Annotated in this window: 27 protein-coding genes and 1 tRNA gene; 12 read left to right on the top strand and 16 right to left on the bottom strand. The window is 62.7% G+C overall.

All coding sequences use genetic code 11. The annotated features are described in order from the left end of the window. Positions 1-249 precede the first annotated feature (249 nt). Complete coding sequence (locus tag AC1DXM_RS21060; protein WP_477235807.1) at positions 250-603, top strand: hypothetical protein; 354 nt, start codon at positions 250-252, stop codon at positions 601-603. A gap of 81 nt (positions 604-684) precedes the next feature. Here AC1DXM_RS21060 and AC1DXM_RS21055 read toward each other — a convergent pair whose 3' ends face one another. Beyond that, a complete protein-coding gene (locus AC1DXM_RS21055; protein ID WP_477235805.1) occupies positions 685-1,590 on the bottom strand; it encodes a DUF2865 domain-containing protein in 906 nt (301 codons plus the stop codon). A 290-nt stretch (positions 1,591-1,880) separates the two neighbouring features. Between AC1DXM_RS21055 and AC1DXM_RS21050 the strand changes: the two genes are divergently transcribed. Continuing rightward, positions 1,881-2,096, top strand: a complete 216-nt coding sequence (locus AC1DXM_RS21050; RefSeq protein ID WP_142869957.1) for a hypothetical protein — start codon at positions 1,881-1,883, stop codon at positions 2,094-2,096. Between the two features lie 110 nt (positions 2,097-2,206). Here AC1DXM_RS21050 and AC1DXM_RS21045 read toward each other — a convergent pair whose 3' ends face one another. The 3 genes from AC1DXM_RS21045 to AC1DXM_RS21035 form a co-directional block, all read right to left on the bottom strand. Continuing rightward, entirely contained in the window at positions 2,207-2,575 is a 369-nt protein-coding gene (locus AC1DXM_RS21045; RefSeq protein ID WP_477235803.1) for a hypothetical protein, read from the bottom strand. 232 nt (positions 2,576-2,807) lie between these two features. Then, positions 2,808-3,692: a glutathione S-transferase family protein gene (locus tag AC1DXM_RS21040; protein ID WP_477235802.1), complete on the bottom strand. Its 885-nt coding sequence runs from the start codon at positions 3,690-3,692 to the stop codon at positions 2,808-2,810. A 26-nt stretch (positions 3,693-3,718) separates the two neighbouring features. Further along, complete coding sequence (locus tag AC1DXM_RS21035; protein WP_477235801.1) at positions 3,719-4,300, bottom strand: VOC family protein; 582 nt, start codon at positions 4,298-4,300, stop codon at positions 3,719-3,721. 98 nt (positions 4,301-4,398) lie between these two features. On the opposite strand from AC1DXM_RS21035, the gene AC1DXM_RS21030 reads away from it, so the two are divergent. Continuing rightward, on the top strand, positions 4,399-4,551 hold the full coding sequence (locus AC1DXM_RS21030; protein WP_477235800.1) for a hypothetical protein: 153 nt from the start codon (positions 4,399-4,401) through the stop codon (positions 4,549-4,551). A 905-nt stretch (positions 4,552-5,456) separates the two neighbouring features. On the opposite strand, the gene AC1DXM_RS21025 is transcribed toward AC1DXM_RS21030, so the two are convergent. The 4 genes from AC1DXM_RS21025 to AC1DXM_RS21010 form a co-directional block, all read right to left on the bottom strand. Beyond that, positions 5,457-5,642: a hypothetical protein gene (locus tag AC1DXM_RS21025; RefSeq protein ID WP_477235799.1), complete on the bottom strand. Its 186-nt coding sequence runs from the start codon at positions 5,640-5,642 to the stop codon at positions 5,457-5,459. A 111-nt stretch (positions 5,643-5,753) separates the two neighbouring features. Further along, complete coding sequence (locus tag AC1DXM_RS21020) at positions 5,754-5,957, bottom strand: hypothetical protein (protein WP_477235798.1); 204 nt, start codon at positions 5,955-5,957, stop codon at positions 5,754-5,756. Positions 5,958-6,319: 362 nt separating this feature from the next. Further along, a complete protein-coding gene (locus AC1DXM_RS21015; RefSeq protein WP_477235797.1) occupies positions 6,320-6,454 on the bottom strand; it encodes a hypothetical protein in 135 nt (44 codons plus the stop codon). Positions 6,455-6,505: 51 nt separating this feature from the next. Continuing rightward, positions 6,506-6,718, bottom strand: coding sequence for a hypothetical protein (locus AC1DXM_RS21010; RefSeq protein ID WP_477235796.1), 213 nt, complete (start codon positions 6,716-6,718; stop codon positions 6,506-6,508). Between the two features lie 113 nt (positions 6,719-6,831). On the opposite strand from AC1DXM_RS21010, the gene AC1DXM_RS21005 reads away from it, so the two are divergent. Continuing rightward, on the top strand, positions 6,832-6,981 hold the full coding sequence (locus AC1DXM_RS21005) for a hypothetical protein (RefSeq protein WP_477235795.1): 150 nt from the start codon (positions 6,832-6,834) through the stop codon (positions 6,979-6,981). Positions 6,982-7,066: 85 nt separating this feature from the next. Here AC1DXM_RS21005 and AC1DXM_RS21000 read toward each other — a convergent pair whose 3' ends face one another. Continuing rightward, on the bottom strand, positions 7,067-7,405 hold the full coding sequence (locus tag AC1DXM_RS21000) for a c-type cytochrome (protein ID WP_477235794.1): 339 nt from the start codon (positions 7,403-7,405) through the stop codon (positions 7,067-7,069). A gap of 195 nt (positions 7,406-7,600) precedes the next feature. Here AC1DXM_RS21000 and AC1DXM_RS20995 point away from each other — a divergent pair, with 195 nt between their 5' ends. Continuing rightward, positions 7,601-8,059 (top strand): hypothetical protein, encoded by a 459-nt coding sequence (locus AC1DXM_RS20995; protein ID WP_477235793.1) that lies wholly within the window; start codon positions 7,601-7,603, stop codon positions 8,057-8,059. 1,089 nt (positions 8,060-9,148) lie between these two features. On the opposite strand, the gene AC1DXM_RS20990 is transcribed toward AC1DXM_RS20995, so the two are convergent. The 3 genes from AC1DXM_RS20990 to AC1DXM_RS20980 all read right to left on the bottom strand — a co-directional run bounded on the left by AC1DXM_RS20990 (position 9,149) and on the right by AC1DXM_RS20980 (position 10,114). Beyond that, a tRNA-Glu gene (locus AC1DXM_RS20990) sits at positions 9,149-9,223 on the bottom strand. A 92-nt stretch (positions 9,224-9,315) separates the two neighbouring features. Next, complete coding sequence (locus tag AC1DXM_RS20985) at positions 9,316-9,723, bottom strand: VOC family protein (RefSeq protein WP_477235792.1); 408 nt, start codon at positions 9,721-9,723, stop codon at positions 9,316-9,318. Between the two features lie 10 nt (positions 9,724-9,733). After that, entirely contained in the window at positions 9,734-10,114 is a 381-nt protein-coding gene (locus tag AC1DXM_RS20980) for a fimbrial protein (RefSeq protein WP_477235791.1), read from the bottom strand. A gap of 25 nt (positions 10,115-10,139) precedes the next feature. Here AC1DXM_RS20980 and AC1DXM_RS20975 point away from each other — a divergent pair, with 25 nt between their 5' ends. After that, positions 10,140-11,180 (top strand): RluA family pseudouridine synthase, encoded by a 1,041-nt coding sequence (locus AC1DXM_RS20975; protein ID WP_477235790.1) that lies wholly within the window; start codon positions 10,140-10,142, stop codon positions 11,178-11,180. 188 nt (positions 11,181-11,368) lie between these two features. After that, complete coding sequence (gene rpoH, locus AC1DXM_RS20970; RefSeq protein WP_477235789.1) at positions 11,369-12,280, top strand: RNA polymerase sigma factor RpoH; 912 nt, start codon at positions 11,369-11,371, stop codon at positions 12,278-12,280. A 279-nt stretch (positions 12,281-12,559) separates the two neighbouring features. Here rpoH and AC1DXM_RS20965 read toward each other — a convergent pair whose 3' ends face one another. The 4 genes from AC1DXM_RS20965 to AC1DXM_RS20950 all read right to left on the bottom strand — a co-directional run bounded on the left by AC1DXM_RS20965 (position 12,560) and on the right by AC1DXM_RS20950 (position 15,085). Further along, positions 12,560-13,432, bottom strand: coding sequence for an MBL fold metallo-hydrolase (locus AC1DXM_RS20965; protein WP_477235788.1), 873 nt, complete (start codon positions 13,430-13,432; stop codon positions 12,560-12,562). 144 nt (positions 13,433-13,576) lie between these two features. Then, positions 13,577-14,236 (bottom strand): peroxiredoxin, encoded by a 660-nt coding sequence (locus tag AC1DXM_RS20960; protein ID WP_352556588.1) that lies wholly within the window; start codon positions 14,234-14,236, stop codon positions 13,577-13,579. A gap of 198 nt (positions 14,237-14,434) precedes the next feature. Beyond that, positions 14,435-14,800 (bottom strand): cell division protein ZapA, encoded by a 366-nt coding sequence (locus AC1DXM_RS20955; RefSeq protein WP_477235787.1) that lies wholly within the window; start codon positions 14,798-14,800, stop codon positions 14,435-14,437. 12 nt (positions 14,801-14,812) lie between these two features. Beyond that, a complete protein-coding gene (locus tag AC1DXM_RS20950; protein ID WP_477235786.1) occupies positions 14,813-15,085 on the bottom strand; it encodes a DUF4164 domain-containing protein in 273 nt (90 codons plus the stop codon). A 261-nt stretch (positions 15,086-15,346) separates the two neighbouring features. On the opposite strand from AC1DXM_RS20950, the gene tkt reads away from it, so the two are divergent. The 5 genes from tkt (at position 15,347) to AC1DXM_RS20925 (ending at position 23,078) form a co-directional block, all read left to right on the top strand. Further along, complete coding sequence (gene tkt, locus AC1DXM_RS20945; RefSeq protein ID WP_477235785.1) at positions 15,347-17,338, top strand: transketolase; 1,992 nt, start codon at positions 15,347-15,349, stop codon at positions 17,336-17,338. Between the two features lie 158 nt (positions 17,339-17,496). Further along, positions 17,497-18,507, top strand: a complete 1,011-nt coding sequence (gene gap, locus AC1DXM_RS20940) for a type I glyceraldehyde-3-phosphate dehydrogenase (protein ID WP_477235784.1) — start codon at positions 17,497-17,499, stop codon at positions 18,505-18,507. A 206-nt stretch (positions 18,508-18,713) separates the two neighbouring features. Beyond that, positions 18,714-20,606 (top strand): potassium/proton antiporter, encoded by a 1,893-nt coding sequence (locus AC1DXM_RS20935; RefSeq protein WP_477235782.1) that lies wholly within the window; start codon positions 18,714-18,716, stop codon positions 20,604-20,606. Between the two features lie 123 nt (positions 20,607-20,729). Next, positions 20,730-21,932 carry a phosphoglycerate kinase gene (locus AC1DXM_RS20930; protein ID WP_477235780.1) on the top strand — a complete coding sequence of 401 codons (1,203 nt, stop codon included), beginning with the start codon at positions 20,730-20,732 and terminating at the stop codon, positions 21,930-21,932. Between the two features lie 120 nt (positions 21,933-22,052). Next, the gene (locus tag AC1DXM_RS20925) at positions 22,053-23,078 is read left to right on the top strand and encodes a class I fructose-bisphosphate aldolase (protein WP_477235778.1); all 1,026 of its coding nucleotides are present in this window, start codon (positions 22,053-22,055) and stop codon (positions 23,076-23,078) included. Positions 23,079-23,163 lie beyond the last annotated feature (85 nt).

Here is a 23,163-nt window from a genome sequence, read left to right as displayed (position 1 = left end):
CGTTCACAGCCCCCTCTCGGGAACCGCGTCCGCCGCGTGTTCCAACAGTCCCGTCAGCCATTCCGTTCCCACCCCGAAAGCCAAGGCCGAACCCCTCAGCGGTTCGCCGGCGAAATGTGCCCGAGAAGCATTAATGATCCGCTAACCATAACGCATCCAAACTCCAACCAGAGCCCACATTGCCCTGCGGTATTCCGCCGGTTGTCGGCGGAACCCCGGCCGGGCTATAAGTTGGCAGGGGTATTGCGGATGACTGGTTGGATCGTGCCTTGTTTCCTGGGCGTGGCGCTGCTTGCCAGCAGCGGCTGCGCGCGCAGCTATGACGGCACGGTTGTGATCCCGAGGCCGCTCGATATCAGGCGGGTCTGGGATCGCGATCCGTCGCTGACCGAGGCCAGCAAGATGCAGGCGGCAGCTGGCGTGTTTCCGACGCCGCCGCCGCAGGAGCCGTACCGGCCGACGGCGCGCCGACAGAGGACATCGGCTCCGCCGAGACGGCACGTCAGGTCCAGCCCGCCCGCGATGACTTCCGAACCGGCCAACCCGCTCACCTGCAAGAATGTCAGCCAACCCGGCAAACGCTACAAGATGGTCTGCGAATAGCCTGATGCATGTCGCCCAAGAGCGGCCCGCGGTTTTGGGATCAAGACATGGATAAAACAGGGTATTTCGGCGCCGCGCGGCTCAGTCCGCCGGGAAGAAAGCCGGCCCGACCATCCTGACCGGCCGCGAGCCGGCCAAAGCTTCGACCGACTGCTGCTGGGCAGCGCCCGTGGCGTCTGGGACATCGGCGCCGGTCTGGGGGATTTGCGCAACGGTCACGAGATCCGGCTTTGCCGACGGCAGGGGAATGATGGTGTTGCTCATATTGGCCGGGGTTACCGTGCGCGCTCTCAGCTCGGCGACACGCCTGGAGTAGCGCTTGACGTCACAGGCTTTGAAAGTCGCGTCGTCGCGGTATTTGAAGGCCGCCGGCAGATCCTTGTAGGGTTTGCGCGTATCGAGCGCGACCATCTCTTCGGTTTCAAGGCTTGGGTCGCCCAGCGTGTACAGGTCGACGCCGGCATCGTCGCAGATGTAGCGGCACTGATCGACCATCTCCTTGACATCGTCGCCTTGCACGAACTGCGACTTCGGCGCCGGGAAGAAATAGCCGTCGGACAGGCGAACACAAAACAGCATAGAATTGCTGCCGATCATGGTGCCCGCCGGACGCTGTTTCTGTTGCCTGGCGGCCGGCGCGCAGCCGAGCGCGACGAGCCTGGCCTGCAGCCCGGACGTATCCCGGCCCGAAATCGCGGCGCCGGCGATCTGGCGTTGCACCTGGGTGCGGCTTTTGGCGAGGTCGGCGCAAGCGTTGAAGAAGCCGCCCATCGCACTTTGCGCCGTGCAGCGGCGTTGCCTCTCCAGGCCCTGGATCGCCGCAAGCTGGCGGCGCAGCTGCGCAAGCTCGGGGCTGATCCCGCCGCCGCGGCCGGACGACGCCATCTGGCCCCTGAGTGCGGCGCAAGCATCGGCAAGGGCAGCCGAGCTTCCGAGGACGGTCGCCGTCATCACCAGTGCAAAGATCACGACTGGCCACAAACGCATCATCGGCCTCTGGTCCTTGTACCCTGTGGAGCCGATAGCCGCTCCAGCCGATTGAGCCTCAGTATATGAGGCAAGTCTAATTCAGAAGAAACCAGCAACAGCCAGGTATTTACACCAAGTGTATTAGGCCGTCTCTTGTAAATTCGCTATTACACTTTTGTTTCAAGATTGAGACGAAGCCAGGCATCGACGATGGCTGGGCGTCGCCATGATCAATCCCGCTTTATCGGCCCTTGCGGTTGAAACCTTTCTCCGCTGTCTCGCGTTGTATCGGGCAAAGGAGACCGAAGATGTCTATTCACTTCACTGTCTCTGGCCTGACCAGGAACCTGTTCCATTCGCTGGGGCTGGACCATGAGCGGGCGCCGAGAGCGCTCGATCCCGAACAGAGCCTGCTTTTGGAATGCTATCTGGCCGGGCAGATTCCCGAATCCGCCTGGGCCGACTACGTCTTCGAGACACCCGACCTGCAGCGGCATGTCGACATCAGGCGCCGGCACAACTGATCAGAGCAATTCCAGGAAAAGTGTGAGCGGTTTTTCGTCCGGAATTGCGTCAAAACAACGAGAGAGCGGGTCGCCGTTTCTGTGAAACGGTGAAACGCTCTACCGCTCTCCTATTGCTTGGGCGAGGCGAACTGCATGGTGAAGACATTGCCAGCGACGCCTTGTGCAAGCTTGGGCGAAAAGCTCAGGGGAAGACATTTCTGTAAAGCCGTGGTCGCGGCGTCGACAAACGCTTTCTTGGCATTGGCGTCGCCATCGACCTTGATCGCCGTCGGCCGCGGCGGACCGATCAGCGTGCCGTCGCGTTTGAAGCTGAAGCTCAAGGTGACGCTGGCATTTCCAGCATCCGCCGGCGGCGTCCAGCACGCCTGGATCGCATCGCCGACGTCGCTCATGGTGTCGAGCGGCGCGGCATTTGACGGGTAGCCTCCGGCCAACACAACACCGGCAATCGCAAACAATCTCGCCACGCCCTTCATCGCAAAGCTCCTCGTATCTCGGCCGCCAAGGATGATGGTAGGGTCGACGCCAGCAATGGCAATATGCCTGATGTCAGACTTTATGGCAGAGCGCGGAGGCGCGCCTGACAGTGCATCGGCGAAAAGCAAAAAGGCCGGCATTGCGCCGACCTTTCCTTCCACTTCGGCGCCAGTACATCCGTGGTCGCGGGGTGGATTGCCCTCAATAGACAGGTCTTTGGTTAACGAATCCTTAGCTTTGCGCGCTGGCCTGTGATTTCACATAGGCGATATAGCCTCTGACATCGCCGGCCGGCTCGGCATAGGCTTTGCCCAGTTTCTTCTCGATCGCCGCCATGTACTCCTTCGCCCATTTGGGCAGCGGGTAGTCGATGACGGCCAGGAACTCGAGCGTCGATGCCAGGCGGATATCGGCGATCGACGGGTGCTTGCCGCCGATGAACGGCTTGCCGTCCCTGAAGAAGGAGTGGAACACTTCCAGCGGCTCGGCAATCGCCGCCATCGCAGCCTTCTGCGCTTCGGATTTCTTGTCCGGATGGGCGTCGCTGTGGCCGACTTCGCCGGCATACTGCGGGAAGTTGAGTGCCGGATAGGTGGCGCGCGCGACATAGGGGTAGAGCGTGCCGATGAGGTAGAACATGGCGCTGTCGACCATCGCCCGCTTGGCCGGCGCCTTCGGGTAGAATTTCTCCAACCCGTGCTTGTTGGCGAGATACTGCATGATGGCGCAGCTTTCCCAGAGCACGCCTCTGGGGAGACCCTTGTCCTCGATCATCGGTGTCAGATGCGCCGGATTGCGCGCCATATATTCGGGCGAACGCGTGTGGCCCCAGGCGTCGGTCTCGGCGGGGTCGAACCCGGCCGCACGCGCAAACACACGGACCGTCATGTTGTTGACGCTCGGCTTCAGCATGCTGATCTTCAATGCCGGCTTCTTCGCAGCCTTGGCCGTCTTCGGTGCGGACTTCTTGGCGGCCGGCTTCGCCGCGGCTTTCGCAGCCGGCTTTGCGGATGCCTTCGCCGCAGGCTTGGCAGCCGCTTTTGCTGCCGGCTTGGCGGCGGTTTTCGGCACGGCCTTGGCCGCAGATTTCCCAGGGCTCTTTGCAGTCTTTGCCATCGTGGTTCTCCCCTTTTTGTTGGTCGTCAGTATGGATTCTTGGGCGTCCGGTCGTCCGACAAGGTCGCGCGTGACCATTCGACCAGCGTCTGGATCGCGTCGGCGAGATGCACTTCGGCTATTGCGTAGTCGCCGCGCGCGACGCGCAGCTTGTGTGCCTGCATCAAGACGTCGGCATGGGTGAAGCCCGCCGGCGGCTCGAAGCGGTAGGACGCGAGCTCGATCAAAAGGCCGAGCGGATCCTCGAAATAGATCGAGTCCATGAAGCCGCGATCCTTGACGCCGCTGTGCTTGATGGCGCGCTCGTCGAGCCGGGCGACCGCCTGCAGGAAGGTGACGCGCGACACGGCAAAGGCGATGTGGTGGACGCAGCCCGGCTCTGTCGGCGTGCGCCGCTGGACCGGCGTGCGGCTTTCATCGGTGAAGATGGTGATCAGCCTGCCGTCGCCGGGATCGAAATAGAGATGGCTTTCGCTGGCCTTGTCGAGATTCGGCTGCTCGAAGATGAACGGCATGCCGAGCACGCCCTCCCAGAAATCGATCGACGTCTGGCGGCCAGCGCCGACCAGCGTGATGTGATGGACGCCCTGCGATTGCAGTTTCTGCATCGGTCTCCTCCCCGCCGACTCCTCGCCTTCTTGGGCGAGCTTAGAACTTGCCAAATCATAGCATCGCCGCACGCCATGCGCGCGGCGGATGTGCATGCATGGCGGCTTTTCCCGATCCGTTCCCCGGCGTTCTGCGCGCCGTAACGGCGTCCTACAATGATGCTAGTGCAATTGGCACCGACGCGCCAGAAGCGACGCCGCTGCGTGGCAGTGAAAAAGAGCCGGGGGTAAGGTTGCAAAACCTTGGCTAAGCGACGGCTCTGAGCTCGGCTTCCGCCAGTGTGCCGAGACCCGCGCATTCGGCGCACGCCATGGTCTGCCCCGGACAGCCGGCTCGATGCGTGCCTTGCGGGCAGCAGTGCCCTTTCGACTCACACCATTTCAAGCAATCGAAAACCTTCCCGCTGCCGTGGCAGTGCGGGCACGTCATTCTCACCGAGGTCATACCTGCTCTACCCGACCCAAATCCGCGTTGCCGCAGATGCTATCCCGCACCGCAAGTAACAGAGATTGCTACGCTTTCAAGCGTCGCGGCCTGACTTAAATTGGGTGCATCGGGGCATACGGACTAGCCGGGTTTCGCTGATGCCGCCGACCCTCGCCGCGGCCTTCGACGAAACGCGGAACCAGAAAAAAATGCGGGCTCTGTTGTGCCCATTACACCCCGCAGCCTTGAGACCGGGCAATCCCCGGAACGGTATCGACCGGCGCTTCGCTGTCATCGGGATGACGACCTGACCAGCAAGCGACGTAGCAGCGCCGAAAAAAACTGCTGGCGGAGCGCGTAGGGACAATACGCGTCCCCTCTTGCGGGAGGGGAAGGGAAAGTGAGTACGCGGGACTTCGGTCCTCTCCCTCGTCGGAGCGTGAAGGAGGCCAAGGGCCATACCTCAAGGCGGAAAGGGCGCAGCTGTGCAGAAAGGGAAAATGGTGTCGGATTGTAGGGCCTACCGTTCCGCCGCTGTCTGGATTGAGCAATCGCTGGCGTGCTTGGCCGAGGCCGTCGAGCGCATGCCAGAAGAGCGATTTCTTGGCGAGGCACCAGGCCGCATGACGAGCCGCGCTCGCCGGCCGTCGACATGGTGGCATCTGTGCTCGAGCGCGAGTGGTGGCGCAGGTTTCCGGAAGGCCGGGACGAATGAGACGCCGGCCTGGTTCAGCCGGCGCGACGTCCTTGGTTGTTGGGGGGATCGATCTTCTGGTCTGCGGCATCGACCAGACACCGCATTTTGCGGCGGAGCGCGATGTTTTCGGCCAGCATCTCTTCTGTGCGCTGAAGTGCGAGTTCGGCGGAGTGGATCTGCTCCTCGGCATCTGCAATCGTCTCAAAGTTCGGGATCACGGGACAACCTCGCTGCGCTGGTTTGAGCTACAGGCAGGTGAAACATATCCCGGCTGTGTAAGTTCCGTCACGGTTGGCTACAGCCTGTCACACGTCGTCGCGGAGACGGAATCACATGCGGAGCGTTTGTGTGCTTCCGGCGGGCCGAACAACATCTGCGAGCATTTCCGCCGCTGCCTGAACTCTGTCAGCCGCATCGTCGACCTTTTCGAAACGCTTGATCATTCGATCGTGGAGCAACGTCAACCGGGCGGCATGGTAAATCACGCTGCGCTTGTGTCCGTCCGAGTTGAGCGGTTCAAACAAATTGGGCATGGTGACGGCTCCTCAATAGTGCGCTGTCGGGGTAGAGCTTATTCCCGATGCGCTGTCGTGCGCCGCATACTTTCGGAATGGTCACTCAGCACTTTTGTTCCAAGGCGCAATGTCGCGCCAGCGTCGTGGGGCGGCTGATGATCTCGCCACCGCTACATTTGCGAGCCGTGTGCCCGATTATCGTTGGATTCCGGTCTGACGGGACCGCGATACCGCCGCGGCGGCGCAGCTCCTACAAGCTCGCGGATTGGTGGCTGCTGCTCGACGGGGCGCACGTCCACGTCGATCGATCTTCGCATCAGCCAGGCCGGCAGCAGTTCCCGAAGTACCGATTTGAGGTAATCCATCACAGAGCGCCGTGCCTAATGTCGCTCGGCCGCAGTCGCATCGAGCAATTCCGCCAGCGCGGCCTCGACCTTGTCGGCCGCAGCCTCGGTCATATCCATTTGAAAAATCATACGGTGCGTCAGCATCGCCAGCCTAGCTTCGCGAAACAAGCTGCCGGTCCTTGCGGTCACAATGTGGAAGTTCGGGAGCATCGTACCCCCTCAATTGGGCGGGCGATTGAGCGTGACCAGGCGTCGCTTTGGATCATCCTTAAGGCGCAGCTGATCGGATCCGATTGGACTACAGAGCGTCGCGAGGCTGAGACAAACGCCGGCATCGTCGTCCAAAGCCTGATTTGCTTGATCAAGCGAACGCTCCGCACGCTTCACGCGCAGCCGGGCCTTCGCCGCTTCAAAGTCATAGATTTCGACCATCGTTCCGAATCCTTCCGGTTCGAGGTCCCTTCGATAAACCAACACCCGTCGACTGCTTTGGTTCCCGCGGGCGAACGCGACGGCGACGGCCAGCTGCTAGTCGGGGATGCTGCATGACCGGGCAGATGGACCCGAAGCTCGAGCAGGTGATGCCGCGCCTCCAGCACCTATTCGCGGGCACGATCGGTGTCAGCATCCTGGAGGGCAGTAAGCCGATGTTCACGGTCGTTCCCGGCGGCAAACAGCCGGACGACGCCGCATGATGCCGTTCCTCGCCTTCACCATCGCCGCTGGCGTCGTCCTGGCGCTGGCATGGCCGTTTTAGACGCACTGTCTGCGCAGCGGCGCCTACTCCTGCGGAACTTCGACGGTAATCTTGATCGCGGCATAGTAAGCCGCAGCATTGGCGATGTCTTCCTGGCTCAGGTTCTTGGTGACCGCCGACATCATTTGACTCCTGCGCTCTCCGGCCTTGTAAGCCATAAGAGCGTGGACGAGATATTCGTACTTCTGCCCGGCGATATTGGGCGTGTAAGTCATTTTGCCTAGGCCATCCTTGCCGTGGCACGCTTGGCATTGCACCATGACTTTCCGGCCGGCGGTGATGTCGCCTGCTGCCTGCGCAAATGACGAGGTGACCACGAGGGCAGCCAAGCCAAGGATCAAACCACGTATACTATTGATCATCGAAGTCCTCCCATCGGTTGACGAACATGTTCAATCTGAATGGTCTTTTGCCATTTCAGTCGCCGCTCGGGCATCGTTGCTCCCAGTTCGCGGCATCTATAAGTGCTTGTCGAGTAGCGACTCTGTACCCTTCGGCCGTCGGAACTTCCTCACCAGCTCGACCGTACTGGCTTCGACCGTGACACGGCCGAGCACTTGGACAGTGACACGGCCCAGATCCTCGTCGACAAAGACGACATCGCCCTCGAATCTCATCCTGTCGCCTGGCTTCGCCTTTGGATCGACGATCGAATAGGATTGTTGGCCGTAAGGATGTACAGGATCACGCGATCCTCGATGCGTTTGCCTACCGTGGCGAAGATCGCCACCTTGTCACCGATGTTGATATCCCGCGCCATGCATAGATTCTGGTGCGGCCAACTGGTTCGTCAAGAGGTTGCTAATATGCGCGATGCCGAGCTTACCGAGCGTCCCGGCAAAGGCTGGACGCCATGGGCGAAGGGTCCAGGCGACTACGACATTGAAAAGGTCTGGTGGGCGGCGCGCGTTCTGCATTTTCCCAAGCTGAACGTCCTCGACATGGTTCGACGGCTCGGAAGTCGTCGGCATCTGGCATTGGGGACATCGCCAAGAGAAATGGACGATGAAGCTTAAGCCGGCCGACTGGCAACCGTTGCCGGAGGTCTATAGGCTGGCGCGCGAAGCGGAGAAACAAGCCGCTGTCGATCTATTCCGGGCAAGGTCGAATGCGCGCTTCCTGCAGGCCACAGACGGGCGCCAGGACGCGCGGGACGCTTCGCCGGTGTAGGAGAGCGGCCGGCAAGAACGCGCGCTGGGCACCGCGCTCAAACTTGCCTGGGGCGGCCATGACGCCTACTGTGTCGCCAGAAACCGGGTTCATCCGGGGAATGTCGGTCTCCATAAGTTTCTGAACGGGCCTCGCTTTCGGTCGGCGGCCAGTCACCAGCATGACATCCGTGCTAAGTGCCCCCAATTCGGAGGGAAAGATGCGACTATTTTTGGTGTTGATTTTGATGGCGCTGAGCGGCTGCGTATCCAATGCTTCCCCGGATAGTGATGGTATACCACGCCGCGCGTCCTGGGCTGGCTTCCGTTAGCCCGCTTAGTTCACGCCGTGTACCTTTAACCCCTGAGCGGCGATCGCCATCCCAATGCCGACGCCTAGGCCGACAGCTAGGCCCATCGCCTTGGCCAGGTGCCAATGACCCACCTTGGAAATTGAAGCCGCCGGAACATCTGAGCGTCTCGACCGTTCGTTTGCGTCGGGTCACTCAACCCCCAGGCATCGTCTGGACCCGCCGCTGCCGTGAATGGAGCGGCGGGTCTTTCCGTAAGCTCATCTGGCTGGCGCCGGCGGGCTTTTTTCTTTGAGCCGGGAACCTAGGGCAAGCAGCGATGTTGGCATGGGGCAGTGGAATGAAATGGCTTTCTCCTCCGCTGTAGATCGGACCTCCGTGGACGATCGGAGCCCGCTGCCGTCTAACCCCTCAAGGTTCGGCAGCGGGCTTTCTTTCAATTGACTGGAACGTCTTCCGCAGAGATTGTTTTGTCAAACTCGGCGCTGCTCCCTCGGACGCTCGCGTCGCGGCCTGACTTAAATTGGGTGCATCGGGCATACGGACTAGCCGGGTTTCGCTGATGCCGCCGACCCCCGCGGTCAAACGCGATCCGCAGGACTGCTTACCTGAAATTGTCGAGGGGAGAAACGGCCGAGCCGTTACTTGGTACGCCCAAGGGGAATCGAACCCCTGTTCCCGCCGTGAGAGGGCGGTGTCCTGACCGCTAGACGATGGGCGCGTTCAAGAACCGGCGATATAGGCTGACGGTTTGGAAAAAGCAACTGGGCTTCGAGCGGCCGGACCGCTTCTGTGGAGTGTAGGTTTGCGGACCTAGCCTTTCGGCTCGATCAGGTCCCACAGATTGCCGTAGAGATCGGCAAAAACCGCCACCGTGCCGTAAGGCTCGAAGCGCGGCGCTTCGCGGAAGCCGACGCCCTTTTCCAGCATCGCTCTGTGGTCGCGGGCAAAATCGTCGGTTTCGAGGAACAGGAAGACGCGACCGCCGGTCTGGTTGCCGATGCTCTTCTCTTGCGCCTCGCCGTCAGCTTCAGCCAGAAGCAGCCTGGCGCCCTGCCCGTTCGCCGGCGCCACCGTCACCCAGCGCTTGCCACCGCCAAGATCGACGTCTTCGGTCAGCAGAAAGCCCAGCCGTTCGACATACCAGGCGATCGCCTCATCGTAACTGCCGACAACGAGCGTGACGGTCGCGACCCGGCGATGCTTGGCAAACCCGGTCATGCCTGCAGGCTCATTTGTTGCGGATTGCAAAGCGGCCGATGATGCGGCGCTCGCCGATGTCGTAGACGAAGATGGTGCGGCTGCCGTCGGCAAGCTCGGCGTCGATCGAGATGCGATTGCCCGACAGCGCCTGGCTGATCACCTTGGCTCCCACCGGCAGAACGATGTCGGCCGCGAGCGGCTCGCCGGGCGGCACTGGAATATCGTTGGCGAGCGGCGGGGTTGTGGACGGCGCTTTGCGCGATTTGTAGACAATGGCCGCGATCACCACCATAAGGGCCAGCAAAAGCAGGCCGAGATTGATGGCCATGAAGCGGATGAGCCTGCCGCGCACCTTTTCGATCTCGGGATCGAGCGGCTTTTCTTCTTCGTCGGCAACGGGCCGGGCCATGGCAGAACTTCCGGAACTTTTTTCGATGAGCGCTCATAGCGAAGAGACCAGACAATTCATAGAGGCGGCGCCAACCGTGCTCGAAGCCGGCGCGGAAGCGGCCGGCCAGCGCCTCGACCAGTGGCTGGCGGCGAGCCTCGGCCCTGATATGTCGCGCAGCCGCGTGCAGATGCTGATTAAACAGGGAGCCGTCACGATCGACGGCAAACCGGTCGACGAGACCAAGCGCAAGATGAGCGCTGGCGAGCGCGTCTCGGTCGTCATGCCCGAACCCGAACCGGCCGAGCCGCAAGGCGAGGCCATCGCGCTCGACGTGCTTTATGAGGACGACGAGCTGATCGTCATCAACAAGCCGGCCGGCCTCGTCGTCCATCCCGGCGCCGGCAACTGGACCGGCACGCTGGTCAACGCCCTGATCCATCATTGCGGCGACAGTCTCTCAGGCATTGGCGGTGTCAGGCGCCCGGGCATCGTCCATCGCCTTGACAAGGAGACCAGCGGCGTCATGGTGGTGGCCAAGACCGACCGCGCCCACAAGGCGCTGTCGGAGGCCTTTGCCGACCATGGCCGCACCGGCGACCTCGAACGCGCTTATCTGGCGTTGGTCTGGGGCATCCCGCCCCGGCCGGCCGGAACGGTCGACGCGCCGCTCGGCCGCGCCGCCGACCGCGTGCGTCGCGCCGTGGTGCCGGAAGGCCGCGACGACGCCCGCCACGCCATCACCCATTTCACCGTGCAGGAGCGTTTCGGCGAGGACCAGCAGGAATTCGCCACCGCCAGCCTGGTCGAATGCCGGCTGGAAACCGGCCGCACCCACCAGATACGCGTCCACATGGCTCATATCGGCCATCCCCTCATTGGCGACCCCGATTACGGCCAGGCCTTCCGCACCAAGGCCAACCGGCTGCCCGAGCCGCTGAAAAGCCAGGTCAAGGCATTTTCCCGCCAGGCTTTGCATGCCTGGCTCCTTGCATTTCGTCACCCGACTACCCATTTATCGATGAGGTTCGAGGCGCCGATACCGGGGGACATGGAGGAACTCGTCGGCGGTTTTCGCAAACTCTGAACCCGCCATCTAAAACCTGAGCGGCATTGTTCACTTTGGCGTGACACACTGTTTCGTGTTGAACAAATGCCTGTCTTTTCTGGTTTTGTTCCTATATAAATCGGTTGTCGCGGGCGAGCCTTTTGGTGCTCGCGTCACATGCCCGCCGCGTTTCGGGGGCATCACTCCAATAGAGAGGGGGCGCTATCATGGCCCAGTCATTACCCAGTATCGTTTCCGGCGAAGGCGGCCTCAGCCGTTACCTGGAAGAAATCCGCCGCTTTCCCATGCTTCAGCCGCAGGAAGAGTACATGCTCGCCAAGCGTTACGCCGAGCATGAAGACACGTCCGCTGCGCATAAGCTCGTCACCAGCCACCTTCGGCTCGTCGCCAAGATCGCCATGGGCTATCGCGGCTACGGCCTGCCGATCGGCGAAGTGATCTCGGAAGGCAATGTCGGCCTGATGCAGGCCGTCAAGAAATTCGAACCCGAGCGTGGCTTCCGTCTCGCGACCTACGCCATGTGGTGGATCAAGGCCTCGATCCAGGAGTACATCCTGCGTTCGTGGAGCCTGGTCAAGATGGGCACGACCGCCAATCAGAAACGCCTGTTCTTCAACCTGCGCAAGGTGAAGGGCAAGATCCAGGCGCTGGACGATGGCGACCTTAAGCCCGAACAGATCACCGAGATCGCCACCAGGCTGAACGTCTCCGAAGCCGAAGTCGTGTCGATGAACCGTCGCCTGTCGGGCGACGCCTCGCTCAACGCGCCGATCCGCGCCAGCGAAGGCGAATCCGGCGAATGGCAGGACTGGCTGGTCGATGACCACGAAAGCCAGGAAGACATGCTGATCGAGCAGGACGAGCTGGAAAACCGGCGCGGAATGCTGTCGGGCGCTCTTGCTGTGCTCAACGATCGCGAACGGCGCATCTTCGAGGCTCGTCGCCTCGCCGAAGAGCCGCTGACCTTGGAAGAGCTGTCGGCCGAGTTCGACATCAGCCGCGAGCGCGTGCGCCAGATCGAGGTGCGCGCCTTCGAGAAGGTGCAGGACGCGGTCAAAGCCGCTGCCAAGCGCCAGATGCAGGCCCTGCGCACAATTGAGGCGCAGCCCGCGGCTTAAGGCCGGGTCCGGCAAGGAACAAAAAGGCGGCGTCGGGAAACCGGCGCCGCCTTTTTTGTGTCCGCTGGCGATTGGCGAAACCGGCGCGACAGCCCTTTCTCCCCGTCACTATACGGGGAGAAATGTCCGGCAGGACAATGAGGGGCAGCGCAGAGATTGCGGGTTTGCCGGCGCCGCAACCGGCGGCGTGATCATCACAAAAACGTCGGCGCTGCCCCTCACCCGGCTGCCGCCACCTTCTCCCCGTATAGTGACGGGGAGAAGGGACTAACCGTGCTATCAAAGCCCATCCAGCGGAAATTTCAGATATCGCTTTCCATTGGCTTCCGGCTCCGGCAGCCGTCCGCCATTCATGTTGATCTGCAGCGCATGCAGGATCAGCCGCGGCATCGGCAGTGTCTTGTCGCGTCCCTCACGCAAGGCGACGAATTCGGCCTCGGTGTGCGCCGCAACCAGGTGGATATTCTTCTCCCTCTGCTCCGCCACCGTGCTTTCCCAACGCGGCTCGCGGCCACCTTCCTGGTAGTCGTGGCCAACGAATACGCGCGTGTCGTCCGGCAGCGCCAGGATATCCTGGATCGATCGCCAGAGCCGCGCCGCGCTGCCACCGGGAAAATCGGCCCGCGCCGTGCCGCTGTCGGGTATGAACAGCGTATCGTGGATGAAGGCGGCGTCACCTATGACATAGGTGATCGAGGCGAGCGTATGCCCCGGCGAGAACACCACCTTGACCGGAAGGCTGCCGATCAGGAACGTTTCGCCTTCGCCAAACAGCCGGTCCCACTGCGACCCGTCGGCGGGAAAATCGGGCCAGTTGTAGATCGCCTTCCACAGTTTCTGGACCTCGACGACCCTGTCGCCGATCGCCGTCGGCGCTCCGGTCTTCTCATGAAGATAACGTGCCGCCGAGAAATGATCGGCATGCGGATGGGTATCCAGGATCCATTCGAGTTCCAGTCCGTTTGCCCGGATGAAATCCAGCAAGGCATCGGCGCTTTTCGTCGCCGTCGCGCCGGACCTTTCGTCGAAGTCGAGGATCGGATCTATAATGGCGCAGCGCTTCGTCGCCGGATCGGCGACGACATACTGTATGGCTCCGGTTGGCTTGTCGTAGAAGCCGCTGACCAGCGGCTTGGCCAAAGCTGCGTCCAATTTCCGGCCCCCTGCCCCTCGCTCCAGCAGGAATGATTTTCCCTGCCAGAATGAACCAGGAGCATGGTCATCCAGCAAGGCGCACCCGTCAAGCACACCCTGCCAGAAACAAGACAAAAATCGAAACGACCGGGTCGCGAAAACCTAGGCGGACGGCTGTTTGGTCTTCCTGAGATAGGGCAGGATCGTGTCAAAAGCGCCGAAGCGCTTGATCGCATCCTCGTTGGAGACGGCAGCCGTGATGATGACGTCCTCGCCCTGTTTCCAGTTCGCCGGTGTCGCCACCTGGTGCTTGGCGGTCAGCTGCATGGAATCGACGGCGCGCAGGATCTCGTCGAAGTTGCGGCCGGTGGTCATCGGATAGGTCAGCACCAGCTTGATCTTCTTGTCCGGCCCGATGACATAGACCGAGCGCACCGTGGCGTTGTCGGCCGGCGTGCGGCCTTCAGACGTCTCGCCGGCCCCCGCCGGCAGCATCTCGTAGAGCTTGGCCACTTTGAGGTCCTTGTCGCCGATCAGCGGGTAGTTCACCGTCTGACCGGTCGCCGTCTTGATGTCGGCCTGCCACTTGTCGTGGCTCGCAACAGGGTCGACAGAGATGCCGATGACCTTGACGTTGCGCTTTTTGAACTCGCCCGCCAGACCCGCCATCGTGCCGAGCTCGGTCGTGCACACCGGGGTGAAGTTCTTCGGATGGCTGAAAAGGATCGCCCAGCCGTCGCCGATCCAGTCATGGAAATTGATCGTCCCTTGTGTGGTTTCGGCGGTGAAGTCGGGCGCGATGTCGTTGATACGAAGGCTCATGGCACATTTCCCCTGCAACAGATTTCGTTAGGAGCGGCACCAAAGCGGCGTCCACGCTCCGGCATTGCCGCATCTTAGCGCATAAATTGCGGCTGTGAGATAATACGAAACTCTTGTCGGCGGCGGAACGAGCACTTTCGTGCTACGGACCCAACGTTGGGCCCGACAATCTTTCGTTTCCGCGAGAAAAGCCTGCGCTCAGGCCTTGTTGACCGCCAGCGACGTAGCCAGGTCTTCCATGCGCTGGGCGAGCGCGCCGAGCGCGTTTGTCAGCACGGTGTCGTTCTTGTCGGCCTTGGTCAGCGCTTCGTCGCGCGTCTTGCGCAGCGTCTGCACTTCGGTCTCCATGCCCTTGACGCGCTTCTGCAGCTCAGACAGCTCGTCCATCACCATGATGCCGGCCATCACCGTCAGCCGCTGGTCGCCGATCTCGCCGAACGAATCCTTGAGATGCGAGACATAACGGTCGAAGCGTTCGGCCAGGTCGATCAGATGCTCTTCCTGGCCCTCGTCGCAAGCCATGCGGTACTGCTTGCCGTCGATGGAAACCGTGACCTGTGCCATGGCCTGCAGCTCCTATCTGTCCAGCACCGCGCGGATGGTTTCCATGGCGGTCACCAGGCGGCGCGACACTTCCTTGTTGGCATCTTCCAGCCTTTCGGCGCGGGCTTCGGAATTGTCGAGTTCCTGCGCCAGCCGGGAACGGTCGGCGTTCATGCGCTGCACTTCAGCCTCGGCTTCGGTATAGTCGCGCTCGTGCTCGAGCTTGGCCGCGACGGCGTTTTCCAGCCCCTCAATGGCCTTGCCCAGCCTGTGGATGACTTCCTTGAGTGTGGTTTCCCCGGTCATGGCCTTCGTCCTGTGCCCTGCCCATCACCGAATCGCTCGCGTTCAGAACGCGTTATACCGGAAACATTAGGCACCGGGTGAAGGCAACGTCAACAAAGCTCTCGCGACTGTCCCCTGCTAACACTAATGTTGGCCTGCCGCCGGCATCACAAGACCGGCAAATATGCAGCCGATTTGTTGACTAAAAGCCCGCGCCTGCTATGTGTCGCGCACCCTTTCCAGGGCTCTGCCAAGCCCGTAAATCCCCACCCCGGAGGTACCATGACGTCGCGTGAACAACATGACCGGATGGCCAATGCGATCCGTTTTCTCGCCATGGACGCTGTCGAAAAGGCCCAGTCCGGCCATCCAGGCTTGCCCATGGGCTGCGCCGACATCGCCACCGTGCTGTTCACGAAGTTCCTGAAATATGATCCCAAGAACCCCCATTGGCCCGACCGCGACCGCTTCATCCTGTCGGCCGGCCACGGTTCGATGCTGCTCTATTCGCTGCTGCACCTGACGGGCTACGAGGACATGACGATCGACCAGATCAAGCATTTCCGCCAGCTCGGCTCGAAGACCGCCGGCCATCCCGAATACGGCCACGCCACCGGCATCGAGACGACGACCGGCCCGCTCGGCCAGGGTCTTGCCAATTCGGTCGGCTTCGCGCTCGGTGAGCGCATCATGAACGCCGCCTTCGGCAACGACCTCGTCGACCACTACACCTACGTTCTGGCTGGTGACGGCTGCCTGATGGAAGGCGTCTCCCAGGAGGCCATCGCGCTTGCCGGCCACCTCAAGCTCAACAAGCTGATCATCTTCTGGGACAACAACAACATCTCGATCGACGGCCCGGTCTCGCTCGCCGACAACACTGACCAGGTCGCCCGCTTCCAGGCCTCCGGCTGGAACGCCAGCCACATTGACGGCACCGATCCGGAAGCGATCGCCTACGCCATTGAAGCCGCCCGCCATTCCGACAAGCCGACGATGATCGCTTGTAAGACGACCATCGGCTTCGGCGCGCCGACCAAGGCCGGCACCAACAAGGCGCATGGCTCGCCGCTCGGCGCCGACGAAATTGCCGGCGCGCGCAAATTCTTCAACTGGGACTCGCCGCCCTTCGAGATTCCGGCCGACATCCTCGACGCCTGGCGTACCGCAGGCAAAGCCGGCGCCAAGCCGCGCACCGACTGGGAGGGCCGCCTGGCCAAGGCCAAGCCCGAGCTGAAGGCCGAGTTCGAGCGCCGCCTCGCCGGCAAGCTGCCGTCGAACTTCGATGCCGTCATCGCCGACTACAAGAAGAAGCTGTCGGCCGACAAGCCGAAGGTCGCCACCCGCAAATCGTCGGAGATGGCGCTGGAAGTCATCAACGGCGCCGTGCCCGAAACCATCGGCGGCTCCGCCGACCTCACCGGCTCCAACAACACCAAGACCAGCCAGACCAAGAACATCACGCCGGACGATTACGGCCAGCGTTATGTCCACTACGGCATACGCGAGCACGGCATGGCCGCCGCCCTAAACGGCCTGACGCTGCATGGCGGCCTCATCGCCTATGGCGGCACCTTCATGTGCTTCTCCGACTATGCCCGCCCGTCGATGCGGCTGGCGTCGCTGATGGGCATTCGCTCGATCTTCGTCATGACCCATGATTCCATCGGTCTCGGCGAAGACGGCCCGACCCACCAGCCGGTCGAGCATCTGGCGGCGCTGCGCGCCATCCCGAACCACAATGTCTTCCGTCCGGCCGACGCGGTGGAAACGGCCGAATGCTGGCAGATCGCCATTGAGACGGAAAAGACGCCGTCGACCCTGGCGCTGACCCGCCAGAACCTGCCGACTGTGCGCACCGAATACTCGGCCAAGAACCTGAGCAGCCAGGGCGCCTATGAACTGGCCGCGGCCAGTGGTGACGCCGCGGTGACGATCTTCGCCACCGGCTCCGAGGTCGAGGTCGCTCTCGGCGCCCGCGACCTGCTTGAAAAGCACGGTCATCCGACCCGCGTCGTCTCGGTGCCTTGCTTCGAACTGTTCGACCAGCAGAGCGACGCCTACCGCAAGAAGACCATCGGTAACGCGCCAATCAAGATGGCGATCGAGGCCGGCATCCGCCAGGGCTGGGATCACCTGATCGGCTCCGACGGCATCTTCGTCGGCATGCACGGCTTCGGCGCCTCCGGCACCATCGAGCAACTCTACCCGCATTTCGGCATCACCGCCGAAGCCGCGGCCAAGGCGGCTGAAGCCCGCCTGCATAGCAAGTAAGATCAGGGTCCGTCTCGCGATCCGCTCAAGGCGGTTTCGCGGGACTGGACCAACCTAATCGATTTAAATTCGGCCTTCTGCGGCTGGATTCTTGTGCCATCCGCAGCTATGAAGCTGCGGACCCATCTGCCGCCTTTCGAGCTCCCAGGGAGAGTAAAATGACCGTCAGAGTTGCCATCAACGGATTTGGCCGCATCGGCCGCAACATCCTGCGCGCCATCCATGAATCCGGCCGCAAGGACATCGACGTCGTCGCCGTCAACGATCTCGGCCCGGTCGAGACCAACGCCCATCTGCTGCGCTATGACAGCGTGCACGGCCGCTTCCCGCATGAGGTCTCGGTGTCCGGCGACCAGATCACCGTCGGCAAGGAGACCTTCAAGGTCACCGCGATCAAGGACCCGGCGCAGTTGCCGTGGAAGGAACTGGGCGTCGACATCGCGCTCGAATGCACCGGCATCTTCACCGCTCGCGACAAGGCCGCGGCGCATCTGACCGCCGGCGCCAAGCGCGTCGTCGTCTCGGCGCCTGCCGAAGGTGCTGACCTCACCGTGGTCTACGGCATCAATCACGACAAGCTGACCAAGGACCATATCGTCATCTCGAACGCATCCTGCACCACCAATTGCCTCGCGCCGCTGGCCGCTGTGCTGCACGAGGCCGTCGGCATCGAAAAAGGCATGATGACGACGATCCACTCCTACACCGGCGACCAGCCGACGCTGGACACCATGCACAAGGACCTCTACCGCGCCCGCGCCGCCGCGCTGTCGCAGATCCCGACCTCGACCGGCGCCGCCAAGGCGATCGGCCTCGTGCTGCCCGACCTCAAGGGCAAGCTCGACGGCATCTCGATCCGCGTGCCGACACCGAACGTCTCGGTCGTCGACTTCAAGTTCATCGCCAAGCGCGCCACCACCGTGCAGGAAATCAACGAAGCGGTGATCGCCGCTTCCAACGGCAAGCTCAAGGGCATTTTGGGCGTCACCCATCACCCGAATGTGTCGATCGACTTCAACCACGATCCGCGCTCCTCGATCATGGCGCTCGACCAGACCAAGGTCATGGACGGCAACTTCGTTTCGGTGCTGTCCTGGTACGACAATGAGTGGGGCTTCTCCAACCGCATGGCCGACACCTCCGTCGCCTTCGGCAAGACCATCGCCTGATCACAAACATCGTCTCACAGCTTTGAAGCGCCCGGCTTGTCCGGGCGTTTTTCGTCAGGGCGCGTGCCAAGCCTTCCCGACCAGCCAAAATGCACGAAAATCAGCGGCATAGGGCAAAAAACCACCCTCCCGCCTTGCACTGGCCATGCCTTCGCCCCACTCTCCCGTAAATCGGGAGAAAGAGGAATTCGAGGGGCAAGTCACGGATGGAGCATGCGATCTATCTCGTCACGCTGGTCGGCACAGCGCTCGTCGTCGCCGCCGCGTTTTCGAGCCTGATCGCCTTCCGCTTCGGCGCTCCCCTGCTGCTGCTCTTCCTCTGCATCGGTCTCGCCACCGGCACTGACGGTCTTGGCATCGAATTCGACAATGCGCGCTTGGCTTATTTTGCCGGCTCACTGGCACTGGCGGTCATCTTGTTCGATTCCGGTTTCGGCACGCCGCTCAATGCGCTGCGCCAGGCGGCCGGGCCGGCGCTGTCGCTGGCGACCTTCGGCGTGCTTTTGACCACCGGCCTGTTCGGCGCCGCCGCCTATTACCTGCTCGACCTCAGCTGGCTGGAATCCTTCCTGCTCGGGGCTGCCGTCGCCTCGACCGACGCGGCCGCGGTGTTCTTCCTCCTGCGTGCCGGCGAGATCAACCTGCGCGAGCGCGTGCGCGCCACGCTGGAAGTCGAATCCGGGACCAACGACCCGATCGCCATCTTCCTGACCATCACGCTGGTCGAGGTCATCGCCGCCCACGCCAATCCCGAGACCCATGTGCTGGTCACCAATCTGGTCCTTGGCTTCGTGCTCAATATGGGCCTCGGCGCCATTGTCGGCGTGCTTGGCGGCCTTGCCATCGTACGCCTCGTCGATCGGCTCAATCTCGACCACGGCCTGCTGCCGATCTTCGTGCTGACCTTGTCGCTGATGGTGTTCGCCGCCGCCGGCGCCATTGGCGGCTCGGGCTTTCTGGCCGTCTATATCGCCGGTCTGATTGCCGGCAATTCCGACATCCGCGCCGTCACCATCCTGAAGCGCTTCCAGGACGGCATGTCGTGGCTGGCGCAGATCATCATGTTCCTGATCCTCGGCCTGTTCGCGACGCCCTCCCAATTCCCAGCCATCATGCTGCCGGCGATCGCGCTTGGCCTGTTCCTGATGTTTGTCGCGCGCCCGGTCGCCGTCTGGCTCTGCCTGATCCCGTTCCGCCTGCCGCGTCCCGAGGTCGCCTTCGTATCCTGGGTCGGCCTGCGCGGCGCCGTCTCCATCCTGCTTGCCATCACCCCGCTGCTCGGCGGGCTGGAGAACGGCCGCGTCATCTTCAACACCGCCTTCATCATCGTGCTGGTCTCGCTGGTGGTGCAGGGCTGGACGGTCGGGCCACTGGCGCGCCGCCTCGGCCTGATCGTGCCGGCGAGGCTCGGGCCTCTCGACAAGGTCGAACTCGAACTGCCGGGCTCGGCCCATCACGAGCTTCTCGCCTATCGCGTCGCGCCCGGCAGCCCGGTGGCGCGCGGCGAGCGCATCCCGCGCTGGGCCAGGCCCTCGCTGGTGCTTCGCGACGGCCGCTCGATGCGCTTCCAGGACATGGGCCGGCTCGCTGCCGGCGACCAGGTCTATATCTTCGTGCCTGACCGCTATCCGCGCCTGCTCGACAAGCTGTTCGCCAGCCGCGCCGTGGTCGACCCCGAGGATGCCGATTTCTTCGGCGCCTTCGCTGTCGATCCGGCGCGCTCCGCCGCCGAGTTGGAAGCCGCCTACACGCCGGGCCTGACCGAAGCCGAGCAGAAGCTCACCGTCGGCGCGCTGGTGACGGCAAGGCTCGGCGGCCACGCCGAATATGCCGACCGGGTGCTGATCGGGCCGATCGAGCTGATCGTCCGCGACGTCGACGACAAGGGCAAGATCACAGGCCTCGGCCTGTCCTTCGAGCCGACCGCGCCGGTGGCGCGGGTCCCGGTGTTCCTCAGCGCCGGCGAGATCGGTGACCGTGTCTCCGCCTTCGTCCGCAACTGGCGCAAGCCGACGGAAACGCAGCTGGCCGAGGTACGAGCCGATGAGAAGCCCGCCGCCCCGGAGCCGACGGTGGAAAAGGCAACGACCGAGAGCTGACAAGGCGATCGTCTACGCTCCCTTCGATCCAGCCCTCAAATTTTCGCTTCCATCCCGGCTCAAGCCTTGCATCGTCATTGATGCGAGGTATGGTCCCGGCGATTTTCACGGAAAGGAACCAGCATGGCCGCCTTCAAGACACTCGACGATATCGGCAATATCAGCGGCAAGCGCGTGCTGGTGCGGGTCGACCTCAACGTGCCCGTCGCCGACGGCAAGGTCACCGACGCCACCCGCATCGAACGCATCGCGCCGACCATCGCCGAACTGTCCGGCAAGGGCGCCAAGGTCATCCTGCTCGCCCATTTCGGCCGGCCGAAGGACGGTCCCTCGCCCGAATTCTCGCTGGAGCCGATCGCCAAGGCCACAGCCGAGGTGCTCGGCCGTCCCGTTGGCTTTGCCTCGGATTGCGTTGGCGACACGGCGGGAAGTGCAGTCGCCGCCATGAACAAGGGCGACGTGCTGCTCTTGGAAAACACTCGCTTCTACAAGACCGAGGAAAAGAACGACCCGGCCTTCACCGAAAGGCTTGCCGCCAATGGCGACATTTTCGTCAACGACGCCTTTTCGGCCGCGCATCGGGCGCACTCCTCGACCGAAGGCCTGGCGCGGCTGTTGCCTGCCTATGCCGGCCGCACCATGCAGGCCGAACTCGAGGCACTGGAGAAAGGTCTGGGCAATCCGGTCCGCCCTGTCGTTGCCATTGTCGGCGGCGCCAAGGTGTCGACCAAGATCGACCTGTTGATGAACCTGGTGAAGAAAGTCGACGCGCTGGTGATCGGCGGCGGCATGGCCAACACCTTCCTTGCCGCGCGCGGCACCGCTGTCGGGAAGTCGCTGTGCGAGCACGACCTTGCCCCGACCGCCAAGCAGATCATGATCGAGGCCGCCGAAGCCGGCTGCGCCATCATCCTGCCGGTCGACGGCGTCGTCGCCAAGGAATTCAAGGCGGGCGCGGCCTGCGAGACCGTCGCCATCTCGGACGTGCCGGCCGACGGCATGATCCTCGATGTCGGCGAAAAGACCGTGAAGGCGATCGGCGAATGGATCGATCGCGCCGCGACGCTGGTCTGGAACGGCCCGCTCGGCGCCTTCGAGATCGAGCCTTTCGACCATGCCACGGTGGCAGCGGCCAGGCACGCGGCAGCCCGCACCAACGCCGGCAAGCTGGTCTCGGTCGCCGGTGGCGGCGATACGGTGGCCGCACTCAACCATGCCGGCGTCGCCGACGACTTCACCTATGTCTCGACCGCCGGCGGCGCTTTCCTGGAATGGATGGAAGGCAAGCCGCTGCCCGGCGTCGACGTGCTGAAAAAGCAAGCCTGACCGGAACGACGGCGCCAAATGACGCGCCGGAAACTTTCAATCGATTCGAGCTTTCCGATGCCATTCCTTTGGCGGTAGACTTCCGTTAAGCGCGGAAGAAACCCTTCAGGAGAAGCAAAAATGAGCGAACGTCTCGAAGATATTGCCGCCGCGATCGTGGCCGGCGGCAAGGGCCTGCTGGCCGCCGATGAAAGCTCCGGCACCATCAAGAAGCGCTTCGACGTCATCGGCGTCGAATCGACCGCCGACAGCCGCCGCGACTACCGCGAGATGATGTTCCGCGCCAAGGACGCGATGACCAAATACATCTCCGGCGTCATTCTCTATGACGAGACCATTCGCCAGAAGGCCGCCGACGGCACGCCGCTGGTCGATATCATCAGGGCCGCGGGCGCCATTCCCGGCATCAAGGTCGATGCCGGCGCCAAGCCGCTGGCCGGCTTCCCGGGCGATACCATCACCGAAGGCCTCGACGGCCTGCGCGAACGCCTTGCCGATTATTACAAGCTCGGCGCTCGCTTCGCCAAATGGCGCGCGGTGATCGACATCGACACCGGCAAGGGCGTGCCCTCGGCCAACTCCATCGCCTCCAATGCCCATGCGCTGGCCCGCTATGCCGCGCTGTGCCAGGAAGCCGGCATCGTGCCGATCGTCGAACCGGAAGTGCTGATGGACGGCGCCCACGACATCGACACCTGCTACGCGGTCTCGAAGGCCACGCTGATCAAGCTCTATGACGAGCTTCATGCGGCGCGCGTGGTGCTGGAAGGCTCGATCCTGAAGCCCAACATGGTCATTGCCGGCAAGAAATCCGGCAAGACGAACAGCCCCGAGGAGATCGCAGAGAAGACGATCAAGCTTTTCCGCGAGACGGTGCCGTCAGCAGTGCCGGGCATCGCCTTCCTCTCGGGCGGACAGTCCGACGAGGAGGCGACGGCCAATCTCAACGCCATCAACGCCATCGGCCCGCATCCTTGGAAGCTGACCTTCTCCTACGGCCGTGCCCTGCAGGCCGCCCCGCAAAAGGCCTGGAGCGGCAAGGCATCGAACGTCGCCGCCGGCCAGGCCGCCTTCACCCATCGCGCCCACATGAACCATCTGGCGGCGCTGGGAAAATGGCAGGCGAGCCTCGAACAGGCTGCCTGAGCGCAGTCCTCCCGTTGTCATACAAACCCGGGCCGATGCGCCCGGGTTTTTGTTTGTGGCGTGCGGGCTTGGGATGGAGCTTGTC

It is taken from the genome of Mesorhizobium sp. P3_A2 (assembly GCF_056403115.1).
Note: the sequence above shows the minus strand (reverse complement) of the source record. Positions and strands in the feature narration are given on the sequence as shown.